Annotated in this window: 16 protein-coding genes and 2 pseudogenes; 11 read left to right on the top strand and 7 right to left on the bottom strand. The window is 72.5% G+C overall.

Going from position 1 to position 15,616, the window contains the following annotated elements; all coding sequences use genetic code 11:
* The first annotated feature begins 40 nt into the window (after nucleotides 1-40).
* Both AC3RJ8_RS09055 and AC3RJ8_RS09050 read left to right on the top strand, forming a co-directional pair.
* A complete protein-coding gene (locus AC3RJ8_RS09055) occupies nucleotides 41-1,450 on the top strand; it encodes a copper resistance CopC/CopD family protein (RefSeq protein WP_489712324.1) in 1,410 nt (469 codons plus the stop codon).
* A 171-nt stretch (nucleotides 1,451-1,621) separates the two neighbouring features.
* Nucleotides 1,622-1,732 (top strand): annotated as a pseudogene (locus AC3RJ8_RS09050) (DUF2200 family protein); the annotation flags it as partial.
* A gap of 19 nt (nucleotides 1,733-1,751) precedes the next feature.
* Here AC3RJ8_RS09050 and AC3RJ8_RS09045 read toward each other — a convergent pair.
* A complete protein-coding gene (locus AC3RJ8_RS09045; RefSeq protein ID WP_489712323.1) occupies nucleotides 1,752-2,180 on the bottom strand; it encodes a ScoMcrA-related endonuclease in 429 nt (142 codons plus the stop codon).
* A gap of 112 nt (nucleotides 2,181-2,292) precedes the next feature.
* On the opposite strand from AC3RJ8_RS09045, the gene AC3RJ8_RS09040 reads away from it, so the two are divergent.
* A complete protein-coding gene (locus tag AC3RJ8_RS09040) occupies nucleotides 2,293-2,898 on the top strand; it encodes a DUF998 domain-containing protein (RefSeq protein ID WP_489712322.1) in 606 nt (201 codons plus the stop codon).
* Between the two features lies 1 nt (nucleotide 2,899).
* Here AC3RJ8_RS09040 and AC3RJ8_RS09035 read toward each other — a convergent pair whose 3' ends face one another.
* Genes AC3RJ8_RS09035 through AC3RJ8_RS09020 form a run of 4 tightly spaced genes read right to left on the bottom strand, consistent with a single transcriptional unit; the run spans nucleotide 2,900 to nucleotide 7,709 of the window.
* Entirely contained in the window at nucleotides 2,900-3,430 is a 531-nt protein-coding gene (locus AC3RJ8_RS09035) for a gluconokinase (RefSeq protein WP_489712321.1), read from the bottom strand.
* Nucleotides 3,431-3,432: 2 nt separating this feature from the next.
* On the bottom strand, nucleotides 3,433-4,356 hold the full coding sequence (locus tag AC3RJ8_RS09030) for a D-isomer specific 2-hydroxyacid dehydrogenase family protein (RefSeq protein ID WP_489712320.1): 924 nt from the start codon (nucleotides 4,354-4,356) through the stop codon (nucleotides 3,433-3,435).
* Complete coding sequence (yicI, locus tag AC3RJ8_RS09025; protein ID WP_489712319.1) at nucleotides 4,353-6,668, bottom strand: alpha-xylosidase; 2,316 nt, start codon at nucleotides 6,666-6,668, stop codon at nucleotides 4,353-4,355. Before yicI ends, AC3RJ8_RS09030 begins: the two co-directional genes overlap by 4 nt.
* A gap of 39 nt (nucleotides 6,669-6,707) precedes the next feature.
* Nucleotides 6,708-7,709 carry a LacI family DNA-binding transcriptional regulator gene (locus AC3RJ8_RS09020; RefSeq protein WP_489715606.1) on the bottom strand — a complete coding sequence of 334 codons (1,002 nt, stop codon included), beginning with the start codon at nucleotides 7,707-7,709 and terminating at the stop codon, nucleotides 6,708-6,710.
* A 176-nt stretch (nucleotides 7,710-7,885) separates the two neighbouring features.
* Here AC3RJ8_RS09020 and AC3RJ8_RS09015 point away from each other — a divergent pair, with 176 nt between their 5' ends.
* The 6 genes and pseudogenes from AC3RJ8_RS09015 to AC3RJ8_RS08990 all read left to right on the top strand — a co-directional run bounded on the left by AC3RJ8_RS09015 (nucleotide 7,886) and on the right by AC3RJ8_RS08990 (nucleotide 12,278).
* Complete coding sequence (locus AC3RJ8_RS09015) at nucleotides 7,886-9,091, top strand: sugar ABC transporter substrate-binding protein (RefSeq protein ID WP_489712318.1); 1,206 nt, start codon at nucleotides 7,886-7,888, stop codon at nucleotides 9,089-9,091.
* A 52-nt stretch (nucleotides 9,092-9,143) separates the two neighbouring features.
* Complete coding sequence (locus tag AC3RJ8_RS09010; protein ID WP_489712317.1) at nucleotides 9,144-10,097, top strand: carbohydrate ABC transporter permease; 954 nt, start codon at nucleotides 9,144-9,146, stop codon at nucleotides 10,095-10,097.
* A gap of 8 nt (nucleotides 10,098-10,105) precedes the next feature.
* Nucleotides 10,106-10,921 carry a carbohydrate ABC transporter permease gene (locus AC3RJ8_RS09005; RefSeq protein ID WP_489712316.1) on the top strand — a complete coding sequence of 272 codons (816 nt, stop codon included), beginning with the start codon at nucleotides 10,106-10,108 and terminating at the stop codon, nucleotides 10,919-10,921.
* A gap of 205 nt (nucleotides 10,922-11,126) precedes the next feature.
* Nucleotides 11,127-11,495, top strand: a pseudogene (locus AC3RJ8_RS09000) (hypothetical protein); the annotation flags it as partial.
* A gap of 180 nt (nucleotides 11,496-11,675) precedes the next feature.
* The gene (locus AC3RJ8_RS08995) at nucleotides 11,676-11,876 is read left to right on the top strand and encodes a hypothetical protein (RefSeq protein WP_489712315.1); all 201 of its coding nucleotides are present in this window, start codon (nucleotides 11,676-11,678) and stop codon (nucleotides 11,874-11,876) included.
* A gap of 84 nt (nucleotides 11,877-11,960) precedes the next feature.
* Complete coding sequence (locus AC3RJ8_RS08990; protein ID WP_489712314.1) at nucleotides 11,961-12,278, top strand: flavodoxin family protein; 318 nt, start codon at nucleotides 11,961-11,963, stop codon at nucleotides 12,276-12,278.
* A 77-nt stretch (nucleotides 12,279-12,355) separates the two neighbouring features.
* Here the strand turns inward: AC3RJ8_RS08990 and AC3RJ8_RS08985 are convergent, their stop codons facing one another.
* Nucleotides 12,356-12,907, bottom strand: coding sequence for a DUF2231 domain-containing protein (locus AC3RJ8_RS08985; RefSeq protein WP_489712313.1), 552 nt, complete (start codon nucleotides 12,905-12,907; stop codon nucleotides 12,356-12,358).
* A complete protein-coding gene (locus tag AC3RJ8_RS08980) occupies nucleotides 12,904-13,587 on the bottom strand; it encodes a PAS and ANTAR domain-containing protein (protein ID WP_489712312.1) in 684 nt (227 codons plus the stop codon). Before AC3RJ8_RS08980 ends, AC3RJ8_RS08985 begins: the two co-directional genes overlap by 4 nt.
* A gap of 171 nt (nucleotides 13,588-13,758) precedes the next feature.
* On the opposite strand from AC3RJ8_RS08980, the gene AC3RJ8_RS08975 reads away from it, so the two are divergent.
* Nucleotides 13,759-14,529: a PAS and ANTAR domain-containing protein gene (locus AC3RJ8_RS08975; protein ID WP_489712311.1), complete on the top strand. Its 771-nt coding sequence runs from the start codon at nucleotides 13,759-13,761 to the stop codon at nucleotides 14,527-14,529.
* Nucleotides 14,530-14,566: 37 nt separating this feature from the next.
* Complete coding sequence (locus tag AC3RJ8_RS08970) at nucleotides 14,567-15,430, top strand: SDR family oxidoreductase (RefSeq protein ID WP_489715542.1); 864 nt, start codon at nucleotides 14,567-14,569, stop codon at nucleotides 15,428-15,430.
* The last annotated feature ends 186 nt before the right edge of the window (nucleotides 15,431-15,616 follow it).

Genomic DNA, 15,616 nt, shown 5'->3' with positions numbered 1-15,616 from the left:
GCCCGCATCCGGGTGACCGCCACCCGTAGGATCGGGTCTCATGCTCCGAATGGTCGCCGTCGCCCTCCTCACCACCCTGCTGGTGGTCCTCGGTGCGGCCTCTGCCTCGGCCCACACGGACCTGGACACCGCCGAGCCTGCGGACGGTGCGACCACCGCGGGACCCGTGAGCGAGGTGGTGCTGACCTTCACCCGGCCGGTCACTCCGCTCGGCGACACCGTCGTGGTGGAGGGACCCGACGGCACGGTGGAGGTCGACGTGACGCAGGAGCGCGAGGGTGCGGTGGTCGTCGCCACACCGGACGCGGAGCTCACGGACGGGTCCTACGAGGTGGCCTGGAGCGTCGCGGCCCAGGACGGCCACCCGCTCGAGGGGACGTACACCTTCACGGTCGAGGGTGCGGCGCCGGCGGCGACCGAGGAAGGGGACGCGACGCCGACGCAGGAGACTTCTCCTCCGGCGCAACCGCAGGACGAGTCCGCGCCGACGCCGGTCCCGGAGCAGACGGACACCGAGCAGTCGGACCCTGAGCAGACGGCGGACCCGGGTGTCGAGGGCTTCGCCCGGGTCCTCGCACGGCTCGGCAACGCCGCCGCGCTCTGGGGGCTGCTCGTCGGGGCCGGCGGGCTGGTGTTCGCCGCCCTGGTGATGCGGGGCCCGGACCGGCGCGACGTCCCGGTCGTGCTGCGTGCCGTGCGGTGGACCGGGCTGCTCGTCCTCGTCGGCCTGTCCGTCCGTGTCCTGGCGCGGGCGGTGGTCGTGGCCGGAGGCGACGTGACGGCGGTCGGTTCGGCCGGGGCGCTCGGCGACGCCCTCGCCGGTCCCACGGGCTGGGTGTTCGGGCTCCAGGCCGTCGGTGGCGCCGCGGTCCTGGTCGGGGCCTGGCGCACCCTCGCCGGGTCCTGGGCAGCCGTTCTCGGCGTCCTGGCGATGGCCGCCGGGCAGGTCCTCGGCGGCCACAGCAACACTGGCTCACCGTGGTGGCTCGTCGTGAGCGTCGACGTGGCGCACCTGACGGCGGCCGCCACCTGGACGGGCGGCGTGGTGATGATCGGCGTCGTCCTGCGCCGGCGCCGCCAGGACGGCCGTGCGCTCGACGCGAGCCTCCTCGGCAGCCGGTTCTCCACGGTGGCCGCCCTGTCGGTGGCCGTCGTGGGTATCGCGGGGATCCTGCTCGCGTTCGAGATCCTGGACCGGCCCTCGCAGCTCTGGGAGAGCAGCTGGGGACTCTTCCTGCTGGCCAAGGTCGCCGTCGTCGCCGTCGTCGCGGCGGTCGGCGCCCACCAGTACTTCCGCGTGGTCCCGTCGCTGGAGACCCCCGGGCACGGTGCCCGGCGCGCGCACGCGGCGGGCAGCCTGCTGCAGCGCGGTGCCGGGCACGAGACCGCTCTGCTCGTGGTCGTGGTGCTGCTCACCGCCTGGCTCGTGGCGGCCTCCGTGCACGAGTGACGACCCGGCGCGCGCAACATCAGGCTCGCGACGCCGGGACACTTCCGGTCCCTGGCGGATCCGGAGCTGGTGCCGCTGCTGCTTCACGAGTTCGACCGCCTCGGTGGGCGAGGAGCATCATGGCGGGAGCTCGGACGGTCCGGGACCGGACCGGGACAGTGTCAGGTCGCCCAGGACCCGCTGATGCAGAGGATCCGCAACCTGGACAAGCTGGTCGACGAGGTGGCCCGCGGCAGGAAGATGTCGTCGATCCTGCGGGGCAGCACCACCGCGACCACCTGACGGACGGCCGGGACCAGGGCTACCCGCAGCTGTCGCAGACCCCCGTGGCGGGCAGCGTCATGTAGCACGTCGGGCACACCGGCGCCGGCTTCTCCGGCTCCTGCGTCGTCGCGGACCTGCTGGCCCGTGCGGCGCTCCGGGGCGACCGCCGCACCGGCGCGGGAGCACCGCCGCTGCCGTCCACCTCGAAGCCGTGCTTGCGCAGGAGCGCCCCGACCGCGACCTTGCCGCCCTCCATCTCCTCGGGCAGGGCGGCCCGGCCGGTCGCGTACCGGTGCGCGACGGCGAGGATCGCCATCGCGTCGTAGGTCGTGCCACCGAACTGCAGGGTGGTGCCCGGGGTCGGGCTGAACCCGTAGAGCTTGAGGAACGCCACGGGGCCGCGGTCGTCGTGCTCGGCGATGGCCGAGAGGACGTGCGGACGCGTGACGGAGGAGAAGGTGGCCATACCTTGAGGGTAGGTCACCGACCGGCACGAACCGGACGGCCCGGAGGCATCGTGACGACCGCGACAGCGGTGCTGACGCGCCGAACCGACGTCGCGGTGGCATCGTGCAGACGTGGACCGTCTCTCGGCGACCGTGGTCGTCGCGCTGCTGGCGGCGAGCGCCGCGTGCGTCGCGCTGGCGCCGCTCGCCGTGCCGGAGACGTACGACCTGGTGCGGCACTCGGTCAGCGAGGCCGGTGGCCAGGAGGTACCCGGGGCCTGGGTGGCGCGCACCGGGTTCGTGCTGCTGGGCCTGGCGGTGCTCCTCGAGGCCGCGCTCGCCCGCGAGACGTGGGGACCGTGGGGACGCTCGGCGCACGGCGTGTACGGGACGGCGATGGTCCTGGTCGGGGCGTTCTCGCACCGGCCCTGGTACAGCGCCCCGTGGGACCGGGTGGAGGACTCGTTGCACAGCGTCGCCGCGACGACGATGGGCTTCGCCTTCGTGATCGGCGTGCTGGCCGTCGGGATCCGGCGCGGGCCGCGCCCGGGACCGGTCCGGGTGCTCGACGCGGTCGCGATCGTGGCGTCGGTCGTGCTCCCGCTCGTCATGTGGACGGCGCCGGACGTGCAGGGAGCAGCACAGCGGTTGTTGTTCGCCGTCGGCTACACCTGGTTCGCCGTCGAGGCCCTGCGCCTGGCGGGCCGGGCGGCTCCGCGCCCGGACCGGGCGACCTGACTCAGCGGGCGGTCGCGGGGCGCGTGCGGTGCCAGGCCGCGGCGCGCTCCACCACGAGGTCGGGAGGTTCGGTGATGTCGATCACGAGACCCGTCTCGTCGTCCTGGAGCGGCTCCAGGGTGGCGAGCTGGGAGTCGAGCAGGGCCGGCGGCATGAAGTGGTCGTGACGGCCCAGGACACGTTCGGCCAGGATCTCGCGCGTCGCCGTGAGGTGGACGAACGCGAGGTCGCCGCCCGCGCTGCGGCGCAGCTCGTCCCGGTAGACACGCCGCAGCGCGGAGCACGCCGTCACGACGAGCTGCCCGTCGTCCGCGGCCGCAGCGATCGTGGTGCCCACGCGTCGCAACCACGGTGACCGGTCGGCGTCCGTCAGTGGGTGGCCCGCCGCCATCCGCGCGACGTTCGCGGGCGGGTGCAGGTCGTCGCCGTCGACGAAGCGGGCACCCCAGCGTGACGCCAGGAGCGTCCCGACCGTCGACTTCCCGCTGCCCGAGACCCCCATGACGACGACGCCGCGCACGTCGACCGGCACCGTCAGTACCCCGTCGCCACGTCGACGACGCCGTCGAACGGCTCGCCGGCGACGAAACGCCGCAGGTTGACGGTGACCCGGTGCCGCAGCAGCGGCTCGACCATCTCCGGGGTGTCCGCCGTGTGCGGGGTCACGAGCGCGTTCGGCAGGTCCCACAACGGGTGGCCGTCCGGCAGGGGCTCGGGGTCGGTCACGTCGAGGGCGGCTGCACCGACCTGCCCCGAGCGCAGCGCGGCGACCAGCGCCTCGGTGTCGACCAGGCCGCCGCGCGCGATGTTGACGAGAGTGGCGCCCGGCCGCAGCGCGGCGAGCTCCTCGGCACCGACGAGTGCGCGCGTCTGCGAGGTGAGCGCCGCGGCGAGCACCACGACGTCGGCCCGGGCGAGCTCCTCGAGCAGGTGCTCGCCGGTGACGACGCGGTCCGCGCCCGGCACCGGGTCGGGCCGGCGGCGTACCACGACGTTGGTGGTCCGGAAGGGCGCCAGCAGCTCGAGGAACGATCGGGCGATGCCACCCGCGCCGAGCACCAGCACCCGGGCGTCGTACAGCGACGCGCCCGCCTCGGTGCCCCAGGTACGCGCCCGCGCCCGCTCGGGGAGCCGGCGCAGGGCGGCCAGCGTCAGGGCGAGCGCGTGCTCGGCGACCGGCTCGGAGAACGCGCCCTTGGCGGAGGTCCACGTGACGGCCTCGTCCAGGAGCCCGGCGTCGAGGTAGGCGTCGACCCCGGCCGACGGCAGCTGGACCCAGCGGGTGCCCGGCGCGGACGAGAGCGTCGCGTCCAGGCCGGCCGCACCCAGCGGCCCGAACCAGAGCAGCCCTTCGGTCTGCGGGCCGACGGGGACCAGGCGCGCACCGGCGTCGGAGACTGCTCCGGCGACCCAGGCGGGGACGTCGGGCGCGGCGCTGACCGCGGGGACGCGGCTCATGCCGGCACCTCCGCCCGGCCCTGCGCGGCGGCGACCGGCTCGCCGGCGACGACCTGCAGGGACCAGCCGGACGCCTGGTCCGACTCGGCCACGAGCGTGCCGCCGGCACGTCGCACCGTGAAGGACACCGGCTCGCCCTCGGGGTTCAGCACCTCCACGGTGCGCGACCAGTCGGCGTCGGGTCCGGCGTGGACGAGCAGGGTGAGCCCGTCCAGGTGGTCCGCGTCCGGCCTGTCCTCGTGGCGGCTCAGCGGGACGACGGCACCGGGGCGCACGTAGAGCGGCACGGAGTCGTAGTCGTGGTGCTCGCGAACCCACCGTCCGCCGGTGACGCGCTCACCTGTCAGCAGCCCGACCCACTCGCCGGCCGGCAGGTACAGGTCGACATCGCCCTCAGCGCTGAAGACCGGCGCGACGAGCAGGTCCTGGCCCAGCATGTACTGACGGTCAAGGTGCGCGGCGGTGAGGTCGTCGGGGAACTCGAGCAGCATCGGACGCATCGTCGGCGTGCCCGCGCGGTGCGCCTCCTCGCCGGCAGCCACGAGGTACGGGGCCAGCCGGTTCTTGAAGCGCGCGAACGTGCGGGTCACCGCGACGGCGCTGGTGGGGTCGGCCTCGTCCTCGTCGAACATCCACGGCACGCGGTAGGAGCCGCTGCCGTGCATGCGCGAATGGCTGGACAGCAGCCCGAACGCCGTCCACCGCTTGAAGACCCCGGCGTCCGGCGTCATCTCGAAGCCGCCGATGTCGTGGCTCCAGTAGCCGAACCCGCTGTAGGCCAGGGACAGTCCGCCGCGCAGCGACTCGGCCATCGAGACGTACGACGCGGTGTTGTCGCCGCCCCAGTGCACGGGGAACTGCTGACCGCCGGCGGTGGCCGAGCGGGCGAACAGCACCGCGTCGCCGGCGCCCCGTTCCTCGGCGAGCACCTCGTGCACCGCCTGGTTGTACAGGTGCGTGTAGTAGTTGTGCATCCGCTCCGGGTCCGACCCGTCGAAGTACTGCACGTCGACCGGGATGCGTTCGCCGAAGTCGGTCTTGAAGGCGTCCACGCCCTGACGGACCAGGCGGCGCAGCTTGTCCTGGTACCAGGCGGTGGCGTCGGGGTTGGTGAAGTCCACGAGGCCCATGCCCGCCTGCCAGCGGTCCCACTGCCACACGGAGCCGTCGCGGTTCTTGACGAGGTAGCCGGCGGCCATGCCCTCGTCGAAGAGCGGCGACTGCTGGGCGATGTAGGGGTTGATCCAGACGCACACCCGCAGGCCGCGGTCGTGCAGCCGGGCCAGCATGCCCTCCGGGTCGGGGAAGACCCGCTCGTCCCACTCGAAGTCGCACCAGTTGAACTCGCGCATCCAGAAGCAGTCGAAGTGGAACAGGCTCAGCGGGATCTCCCGCTCGGCCATGCCGTCGATGAACGAGCTGACGGTCTGCTCGTCGTAGTCCGTGGTGAAGGACGTCGAGAGCCACAGCCCGTAGGACCAGGCGGGGACGCGGGCGGGGCGCCCGGTCAGTGCCGTGTAGCGCTCGAGGATCGACTTCGGGTCGGGACCGTAGATGACGTAGTAGTCGAGGGTCTCGCCGGGCACGGAGAACTGCACGCGTTCGACGGCCTCGGAGCCCACCTCGAACGAGACGTGCCCGGGGTCGTTGACGAAGACCCCGTAGCCGGCGTTGGTCAGGTAGAAGGGGACGTTCTTGTAGGCCTGCTCGCTGGAGGTGCCGCCGTCCTCGTTCCAGATGTCGACGCTCTGGCCGTTCTTGATCACGGGCCCGAACCGCTCGCCCAGGCCGTAGACGAGCTCGCCGACGCCGAGGTCGAGCTGGTCGAACAGGTAGCTCGTGCGTCCGTCCCGCTCGAGGCGGTCGGTGCCGTGGTCGACGGCCGCGCCGGGGGAGACGTCGACCCAGGCGGCGGACTTGCCGCCCGAGCGGGTGAGGGTGCGACCCGCGGCACGGAAGTCGAGCGACCACGACTTCCCGACGGACAGATGGGCGCTCAGCGCGCCCGAGGTCAGCGTGCCCTCGCCGTCGGCGACGGCGGCCTCGCCGGCGCCCGGAGCGGCGACCTCGAACCGGAACGGCTCGCCCGCGCCCTTGTGGTGGGTGTGGCGGACCCGGACGACGTTCTCCATCGGGGCCGAGACGGACGTGGTGAGCACCGGCAGGTTGAGCACGTCGCCACGCTGGCGCACGACCTTGGTCGGTGAGATCGCGCGGATCTCGCCGTCCTGGGCGACGACGCGGTCGACCTCGCGGGCGTAGTGGACGGCGACGCCGCGGCGGGCGTGCCAGAAACCGTCGGTGAACTTCATGCGGGACCTTCCGTGGTGCTGCGTCGGTGCGGGTGGGGGTCAGCGCGGCGGCGCGGTGGAGCCGGCCAGCGTCAGGTCGCCGGCGAGCAGGAGCTGCAGGGGTGGGGTGGACGGCTCGTCGAGACGGTCCAGGAGCGCCTCGAGGCTGCGCCGGCCCAGCTCGGGGCCGGGGGCGACGACGGCGCTGACCGGCGGGTCGGCGGTGGAGATGGCCTCGGCGGAGGTGGCCACGCCGAGCACCGAGACGTCGCCGGGGACCGACCGGCCGCCGGCGACGAGCCCGTTGACGAAACCGGGCAGCGCGGTCTCGTTGAGAGCCAGCACCGCGGTGACCTCGGGATGCTCGGCCAGCAGGGCGTCGGCGGCCCGGTGGCCGGAGCGGGGGTCCTGCGGGGCACGGACGACGACGGCGTCGAGCCTGCGGGCGGCGACCTCGGCGCGGTAGGCCGCCTCGGTGCGCGCGATCGGGCCGTACCCGGCCCAGGACGTCGCACCGAGGTCGCCCAGGAACAGCGCGACGTGCGCGTGGCCGAGCCCGACGAGGTGCTCGAGGCCCGTGGCCACCATCGCGTCGAAGTTCATGTCGACGTAGGGCTGCGCGTCGGGTGCGTCGGTGCGACCGATGAGCCCGAACGGGACCCCCCGGCGCTGCAGCACGGGGACGCGGGGGTCGTCGGCGGTGACCTCCATGAGCAGCACGCCGTCGACCAGGCCGCCCGAGACGTAGTCCTCGAGCTGGCCGGCGCCGGTGACGGGCCACAGCACGACGTTGAATCCGCGCTCGGTGGCCGCGGACGCGGCGGCGGTGACGATGCTGAGCGCCGCCGGGCTGAGGCGGTGCTCCAGGGCTGGGAACACCAGCGCCACGATCCGGCTGCGTTGGCTGGCCAGCGCGCGGGCGAGCACGTTGCGGCGGTAGCCGAGGTCGGCCATCGCGCCCTCGACACGCTCCCGCGTGGCGGGGGCGACCGGCTTGGTGCCGTTGATGACGAACGACACGGTCGTGGGGGAGACGCCGGCACGGTCGGCCACGTCCTGCATGGTCACCACGGCGGGCCTCCGGTTGGGTTCGGTGGGGATGTGCACTGATGATCACACATCCGAGGCGACTTGGTAAAGCGCTTTGATGTCGTCTACCGTGGCACACGGTAAAGCGCTTTGCGAACCGGATCCACCGACCGGCGCGCGAGCCTCCCCCGAGCGAAGGAGCTGCGACCGTGCGACGAATTCCCACCACTGTCGGTGCGGTGTCGGCCGCCGTCGTCCTGGGCCTGTCGGCGTGCAGCGGGCAGACCGGGGCGGACGAGGACATCCTCGTGGTGACCGACACGATGTCGGCGACCAGTGCCCCCATCTACGAGGAGATCTACGACGCCTGCGCCGCCGAGATCGGCATGGGCATTCAGGCGAACCACGTCGCCGGCTCCGGACTCATCGCGACCGTGCTCCAGCAGGCGTCGTCGCGGACGCTGCCCGACGTGCTCATGCTGGACAACCCGGACGTGCAGCAGATCGCTTCCTCGGGTGCCCTGAGCCCGCTCGGCGACTACGGGATCACCGGCGAGGGCCTGCCGCAGGGCGTGGTCGACGCCGGCACCTACGAGGGGGCGTTGTACGGGGTCACGCCGGTCGTGAACTCGATCGGCCTGTTCTACGACGCCGACGCGCTGGCCGCCGCGGGTCTGGAGCCGCCGTCCACGTGGGACGAGCTGCGCACCGCCGCGGCGCAGCTGACCACGGACCACCGGTACGGTCTCGCCTTCAGCGCCACCAACACGTTCGAGGGCACCTGGCAGTTCCTGCCCTTCCTGTGGAGCAACGGCGCCCAGGAGGACGAGCTCGACTCGGCGGCAGCCGTCGAGGCGCTGGAGTTCGTCGACTCCCTCGTCGCGGACGGGTCCGCCTCGACCAGCGTCGTGAACTGGTCCCAGAACGACGTCAACGACCAGTTCCTCGCCGGCAACGCCGCGATGATGGTCAACGGGCCCTGGAACATGCCGAGCCTGGAGGAGGCCGAGGGCCTCGACTACGGCTCGGTCCCGCTGCCGGTGCCCACGGCCGGGGACACCCTCGTCGCCCCGCTCGGGGGCGAGGCGTTCACGGTGCCCGACACCGGCGACGCCGAGAAGATGGCCCGCGCCGGCGAGTTCGTCTCCTGCGTGACCGAGGGCGACAACCAGCTCACGATGGCGACGGGCCGCGGTGCGGTCCCGGCGGACAGCGAGGTCGCCGAGCGGGCCGCGCAGGAGAACCCGACGGTGGCGACCTTCGTCGAGACGGTGCAGACCGCTCGTGCCCGCACCGCCCTGCTCGGACCCGACTGGCCGCGCGCGGCCACCCAGATCTACACCGCCGAGCAGCTCGCGCTGACCGACACCGAGTCGCCGGCGGAGGCGCTCCAGCGCGTGGCGGCGCAGGACTGATGCCCGACACACCCACCGGGCACGCCCGGACCGAACGAGAGGACGGACGACGATGACCACCACCCTCGCCACCGGACATGCCGGCGCACCCGCGCCCGCGCGTGCGGTCCCACCGGGGCGTCGGCGTGCACGACGACGCGAACGGACCACCCAGTGGCTGTTCCTCGTGCCGGCGATCGCCTACGTCCTGGTGTTCTTCGGGTACCCGATCGTCAAGAACCTCGTCATGGGCTTCCAGGACTACTCCGTCCGGACCTTCGTGACCGGCGAGGCGCCGTGGGTCGGGCTGGCGAACTACGCCGAGGTCGTGGGCAGCGGCATCTTCCGCACGACCGTGGTGAACACCGTGCTGTTCACCCTGGGCTCGATCGTCGGGCAGTTCGTCATCGGCCTGCTGTTCGCCCTGTTCTTCCAGCGGCGCTTCCCGCTGGGCAACGTGCTGCGCTCGCTGCTGCTGCTGCCGTGGCTGCTGCCGATGATCGCGGGCAGCGCCGTGTGGCGCTGGATCCTCGACCAGGACGGCGGCATCCTCAACGAGACCCTGCAGAACGTCGGACTCGGGCCGGTGCCCTGGCTCACCAGCCCGGACGTCGCGCTGGTCGCGGTGATCCTCGTCAACGTCTGGGTCGGCATCCCGTTCAACATGACGCTGCTCTACAGCGGCCTGCAGAACATCCCGGACGAGCTCTACGAGGCCGGTGCCCTCGACGGGGCCACCGGCTGGAAGGCGTTCTGGCACATCACCTGGCCGAGCCTGCGCCCGGTGGTCAACGTCGTGCTCGTGCTGGGCGTGATCTACACGCTCAAGGTGCTCGACATCATCCTGGGGCTCACCGGTGGGGGACCGGCCAACGCGACGCAGACGCTCGCCACCGACTCCTACCGCCGTTCGTTCCAGGAGTTCTCCTTCGGTACCGGGGCAGCGGTGAGCAACGTCCTCATCGTGGTCTCCCTGGTCTTCGCCGTCGTCTACCTGCGCGCGAACCGCCGCGCCGAGGATGAGTGAGGTTCGACATGTTGCAGACGACCAGACGCCGGCTGTCGTCCACGATCATCGGGATCGTCCTGCTGGCCTTCATGCTCTTCCCCGTCTACTGGATGGTGAACGTCTCCCTGCAGGGCGGCAGCACCGCGGCCAGCAGCACGTTCTTCCCCACGGACATCACGTTCGACGGTTACCGCACCGCGATCGCCGACCAGACCGGCAACCTGCTGACCAGCATCGTCGTGGCCCTCGGCGCCGTCGTGGTGTCGCTGGCCGTCGCCACCCCGGCGGCGTACGCGCTGTCGCGGTTCCGGCTGCGCGGCATGGGGATCTTCCTCTTCGCCCTGCTGCTGGCCCAGATGATCCCGGGCATCGTCATCGCGAACTCGCTGTACACGCTGTTCAACGACGTCGGGCTGCTCAACTCCTACCCCGGGCTCATCCTCGCCAACGCCACGCACGGCATCCCGTTCGCGATCCTCATCATGAGCGCCTTCATGCGGTCGATCCCGCCCGCCCTGACCGAGGCCGCCCGCGTCGACGGAGCGAGCCACTTCCGCGCGTTCTGGTCGATCATCGTGCCGGTCAGCAAGAACTCGCTCATCACGGCCGGGCTGTTCTGCTTCCTGTTCGCCTGGAGCGACTTCATGTTCGGGCTCACGCTGACCACCGGCGCGGACATCAAGCCGGTCACCCTCGGCATCTACGACTATCTCCAGGGCAACGTGCAGAGCTGGGGGCCGGTGATGGCCACCGCCGTGCTCTCCTCGATCCCCGCGATCGTGCTGCTCGTGGCCGCCCAGCGGTACATCGCGGCCGGCGCCCTCGGAGGAGCGGTGAAGTAGCGGCCGTGCGGGCAGGCCGACGGCGGACCACGATGGCAGCACCGTGCCTGCCACCGAAGGAGGGCCGCCGTGAAGGCACTGACCATCCGACCCGGTGAACCGGACTCGCTCGGGGTGACCGACGTCCCCGAACCGCCCGCCGCCGGGGAGCTGCTCGTCGAGGCGCCCGAGGGCAGCGGGTGGGACGTGGGCTCGATCGTCGCCGGCGTCGTGGCGCATCGAGCCGGACTCGGTGCTGGTCACCGGTGCCGGGCCCATCGGCCTCCTCGCGGCGCTGCTCGGCGTCGAGCGTGGGCTCGAGGTGCACGTGCCGGACCAGGTGACCGAGGGACCGAAGCCGGACCTGGTGCGTGCACTGGGCGCCATCTACCACGCGGAGCCGGTGGACGACGTGATGGCTGCCTTGCGTCCCGAGGCCGTGCTGGAGGCGACGGGCGCCAGCAGCGACGTCGTGGACGTCCTGCCCGGCACGGCCCGCTACGGCGTCGCCGGATCGCGACTGGCTCGACCGGCTGGTCACCCGCCGGGTGCCGTTCGACCGCGCGGCCGAGGCGTTCGAGCCCGGCCCCGATGACATCAAGACCGTGATCGAGCTCTGAGGAGCAACGAGGGAGCCGCTGCCTCGTCCCCGCCCCGGCGCCGCGCGCCGCAGGCCGCACGCACAGCCGGCTCCGAGCCGGTGTGCTGCTCGTGACCGCGCTACGGTGGCACCAGGCCGAGTCCAGGCCGCCGTCTCCCGGCGCGAAGGTGTCTCATGAAAGCCCTGTTCGTCAGCTGCACGCTGAAGAAGTCTCCGGAGAGGTCCAACACCGAGACGCTCGGCGCGGTGGTCGCGGGAGCGCTGACCGAGCGTGGTGTGGACGTCTCCCACGCCCGCCTCGCCGACCTGGACGTCCCGCCCGGTGTGGTCGCCGATCTCGGGCCGGGTGACGACGGGCCCCGCGTCCACGAATAGCTCATCGAGTCCGAGATCCTCGTGGTCCTCACCCCCACCTGTCTGGGACGCCCCTCCTCGATCGCCCAGCGCATGCTCGAACGCATGGACGCGATGATGACGGAGACCGCCGACGATGGGACGCCCGTCGCGTACAACCGGGTGGCGGGCGTGGTGGTGACCGGCAACGAGGACGGTGCGCACCACGTCATCTCGGAGGTGAGCGGGGCGCTCAACGACCTCGGCTGCACCGTCCCCGGGCAGGCCTGGACGTACTGGAACCAGGGGCCTGGGCCCGGCAAGGACTATGTCAGCACCGGTCACGGTCACGAGTGGTCGCAGAACACCGCGCGGCTGATGGCCCACAACCTGCACGCCGTGGCGTCCGCGCTGGCCGCTCGCCCGGTCCTGCCACCCGGCTGAAACGCCGCGCGCCAGGCCGTGCGAGGCCAGCGCCATCATCTTGTCGCTGCTTGCGCAGCGGGAAGCGTTCGTGCAGGTCAGGGCACGTCGTCTGGCTCCTTGAGCGCCTGGGCGATGTGGCCGCCGAGAAGCCCTCCGCCGCCGACGGCCACGAGGCCGGCGGCGGACAGCGCCCGGCCGAGCCGCGCGCTGCCGCGGCGGCGCGCGAGCCAGGACGAGGCCATCAGAGCGTTGCCGACCCCGTTCGCCACGGCGTGCACGGCGGCGACCCGGCGGGCCGCCGGGCTCAGGGCACCGACGTCCGACAGGCCGGTGACCACGGTCGGCACCGCGCCGAGCAACCCCAGCCCGACGAGCCGCCGGGCTGCCGCCGCGTGGCCGGGCGGTCGCGTGGCGTCGAGGAGCGCCGCGCTGATCCAGAGTCCGATCGGGAGGTCGGTCAGGACGCTGTGCACCGGATGACCGATCGAGCGGCCGCGCAGCTCGTCGTGCACACGGCCGGAGGCGGGCGTCAATGTCCGTGCGGCATGTCCCAGGGCCTCGGCCAGACGGTCGACCGAGGTCGCCCGCTCGAGGCGCTCGGCCACGGCGAAGGGCGAGGTCCAGGTGGACCGCCGGTGCGTCGTCACGCAGGCTCCTTGTCGGCCGACTCGGGGACATGCCCGGACCGCAGCCTGGTGAGGAACGCGATCACCGTCTCCCGGGACGGCTTCTCGGCCTGGCGGGCGCTGGTCATCAGCCAGCCGGCGAGGGTGCGCAGCGGGGTGTTGGTGTCGTTCGACAGCCGCTTGAGGATGCCGAAGGCGTCGTCGTCGTCCACGCCGAGCACCATCATGAGCACACCCTTGGCCTGCTCGATGTCGCGCTGGCTGCGGGCCGCGGCCTGGATCGAGGCGTCGGCCTCCTGAGCGGCGAGGTCCCGGACGCTGTGGGACAGGTCGAGCATGTACCCGTTGAGCTCGGTGACCCGGTCCTGGTCGTCACACTCTCCCTTGCCGACCGTGGCGACGACATGCCCCTTGCCGTGGGCGTCGACGATCCGGTGGATCATCGCGAACGGGCGGTCGGTGCACTGAGCCTCGTCGAGCACGTCCCGCGTGTGCTCGCGGTCGTCCGGGTGGCTGTGCGCGAGCAGCAGGTCGGCGGTGGGCAGCACCTCGCCGGGCTCGAAGCCGTGGATCCGGTACATGGTGTCCGACCACGTCCACCGTCCGCTGGCCACGTCCACGCGGAACTCGCCGACCATGGCGTCGTCGCCACGGGAGAGGAACTTCTCGAGTGCTTCATCAGGGGGGACCGTGGTCATCATGCCTCCAGGGGAATGTACAGAGCCGCTGCCTGACCAGTACCTCGAAACTACGCCGCTACTGGGGGATGGGACAACCGGTCCGGCCCGGTCGCACTTCTCGCCGCAGCGGGCTAGCGTGGCGAGCGAGGTCAAGGAGCGGCTTCGGACGACGTCCCGGACGGAGAATGACCGATGGCCCAGATGACCGAGACCTCACCGCGCGGCGGGGACCCCTTCGTGGGCCCGGAACCACAGCCGCGGGTTTCGCACCCGATCGCCGCCGAGGACCTGGAGGCCGCCCTCGCCGTCGGCACCGGGTTGCTCGTCGGCCGCTACCGTGTCGACCTGGACTCCGGCACCTGGTGGTGGTCCGACGAGGTGTGGACGATCCACGGGTACGCCCCCGGCGACGTGGAGCCCAGCCTCGAGCTGCTGCGCCGGCACCAGCACGCCGACGAGCGCGGGCGCCTCGTCAGGGAGTCCCTCGCGGCGCTGCGCAGCGGGCGCCCGTTCGCCTGCTCGCACCGGATCGTCGACGCTCACGGGCGCAACCGGGACCTGCTGGTCACCGGACAGCTCCGTGCCCGGGGCACGAGCAGCTCCCAGGTCGTCGGCTACGTCGTCGACGTCACCCCGGTGCGGCGCCAGGCCGTCGAGCAGCAGGTCAAGCGGGCGATCGACGCGGCCTACGTCTCGGCAGCGGCGATCGAGCGGGCCAAGGGGGTGCTGATGGCCGTGCACGGCATCGACGAGGACGAGGCGGAGGCGCTGCTCACCCACCGCGCGTCCGAGACCGGTGCCGGGTTGCGGCACACGGCGCGCCAGGTGATGGACAAGCTCGCGGCGGGGGCCGGCCTCGGCGACCACGCCACCGAGCAGATCGACGAGACGTTCGCCGCCGTGGTGCCGGACCAGCGCCCGCACATGCGCGACGCCCAGCTGACCCGTCGGCGGACGAGCTGAACCTGCCCGCAGCAGGACCGACGAGGAGGAGGCAGACATGACCCAGGAGCAGCAGGCGTTCCCGCCCCAGCAGCAGGACCCGCCCGGTTGGACCGGGCAGATGACGCCGAGCCCCGACCACGGTGAGGAGAGCTACCGGGGCCACGGCCGGATGGTCGGGTGCCGGGCGCTGGTGACCGGGGGCGACTCGGGCATCGGCCGCGCCGTCGCGATCGCCTTCGCCCGGGAAGGTGCCGACGTCGCGATCGGGTACCTGCCCGAGGAGCAGCAGGATGCCGAGGAGACGGCCCGCTGGGTGCGCGAGGCCGGGCGGACGGTCGAGCTCCTCCCGGGCGACATCACCGACGAGGCGACGGCCCGCTCCCTGCCCGCCCGGGCGGCGGCGGCCCTCGGTGGCCTCGACGTGCTGGTGAACAACGCCGGGTTCCAGATGGCGCGCCGCGAGTCCTTCGAGGACGTCACGACCGACGAGATCGACCGTGTGCTCAAGACCAACCTGTACGCCCTGCTGTGGGTGACGCAGTCCGCGCTGGAGCACCTGGGGGAGGGGGCCAGCGTCATCAACAACTCCTCGATCCAGGCGTTCCAGCCGTCGACCTCGCTGGTCGACTACGCCTCCACCAAGGCGGCGATCAACAACCTGACGGTCAACCTGGCCGCGGAGCTGGGACCGCGTGGCATCCGGGTGAACGCGGTCGCCCCCGGGCCGATCTGGACCCCGCTGCAGCCCGCCACGCAGCCGGAGGCCAAGCTGACCTCGTTCGGTCAGGACACCCCGCTCGGCCGGGCCGGGCAGCCGGCGGAGGTCGCACCCGCGTTCGTCTTCCTGGCCGCGCCCGCCGAGGCGAGCTACGTGTCCGGCACGGTGCTCGGCGTCACCGGCGGCAAGCCGGTGTTCTGACGCCACCGGAAGGTCGAGCACGCCCAGCGGGTCGGAGGGGTCCTGGACGAGGGGCAGCAGGTGGTCCCTCCAGCGGCGCCGCCACGGCGTCGGGCAGCAGCCCGACGCCCTGCTGCGTGCCCCAGGACGTCCCCGGCGTCGAGGAACATGCCGACCACCCCGCCGGGGACCTTCTCGACCGAGACG

Source organism: Isoptericola sp. MSGPD8_1_ISO-PGPR-S23-394 (genome assembly GCF_058072785.1).
The sequence above is the reverse complement of the archived record's forward strand: the minus strand, read 5'-3'. Positions and strand labels throughout refer to the sequence as shown.

Excerpts from the sequence above, each read along its gene's own strand:
- AC3RJ8_RS09055 (WP_489712324.1), top strand. The coding sequence starts at position 41 with ATGCTCCGAATGGTCGCCGTCGCCCTCCTCACCACCCTGCTGGTGGTC.
- AC3RJ8_RS09045 (WP_489712323.1), bottom strand. The coding sequence starts at position 2,180 with ATGGCCACCTTCTCCTCCGTCACGCGTCCGCACGTCCTCTCGGCCATC.
- AC3RJ8_RS09030 (WP_489712320.1), bottom strand. The coding sequence starts at position 4,356 with ATGAGCCGCGTCCCCGCGGTCAGCGCCGCGCCCGACGTCCCCGCCTGG.
- yicI (WP_489712319.1), bottom strand. The coding sequence starts at position 6,668 with ATGAAGTTCACCGACGGTTTCTGGCACGCCCGCCGCGGCGTCGCCGTC.
- AC3RJ8_RS09020 (WP_489715606.1), bottom strand. The coding sequence starts at position 7,709 with ATGCAGGACGTGGCCGACCGTGCCGGCGTCTCCCCCACGACCGTGTCG.
- AC3RJ8_RS09010 (WP_489712317.1), top strand. The coding sequence starts at position 9,144 with ATGACCACCACCCTCGCCACCGGACATGCCGGCGCACCCGCGCCCGCG.
- AC3RJ8_RS09005 (WP_489712316.1), top strand. The coding sequence starts at position 10,106 with ATGTTGCAGACGACCAGACGCCGGCTGTCGTCCACGATCATCGGGATC.
- AC3RJ8_RS08995 (WP_489712315.1), top strand. The coding sequence starts at position 11,676 with ATGAAAGCCCTGTTCGTCAGCTGCACGCTGAAGAAGTCTCCGGAGAGG.
- AC3RJ8_RS08990 (WP_489712314.1), top strand. The coding sequence starts at position 11,961 with ATGGACGCGATGATGACGGAGACCGCCGACGATGGGACGCCCGTCGCG.
- AC3RJ8_RS08980 (WP_489712312.1), bottom strand. The coding sequence starts at position 13,587 with ATGATGACCACGGTCCCCCCTGATGAAGCACTCGAGAAGTTCCTCTCC.
- AC3RJ8_RS08975 (WP_489712311.1), top strand. The coding sequence starts at position 13,759 with ATGGCCCAGATGACCGAGACCTCACCGCGCGGCGGGGACCCCTTCGTG.
- AC3RJ8_RS08970 (WP_489715542.1), top strand. The coding sequence starts at position 14,567 with ATGACCCAGGAGCAGCAGGCGTTCCCGCCCCAGCAGCAGGACCCGCCC.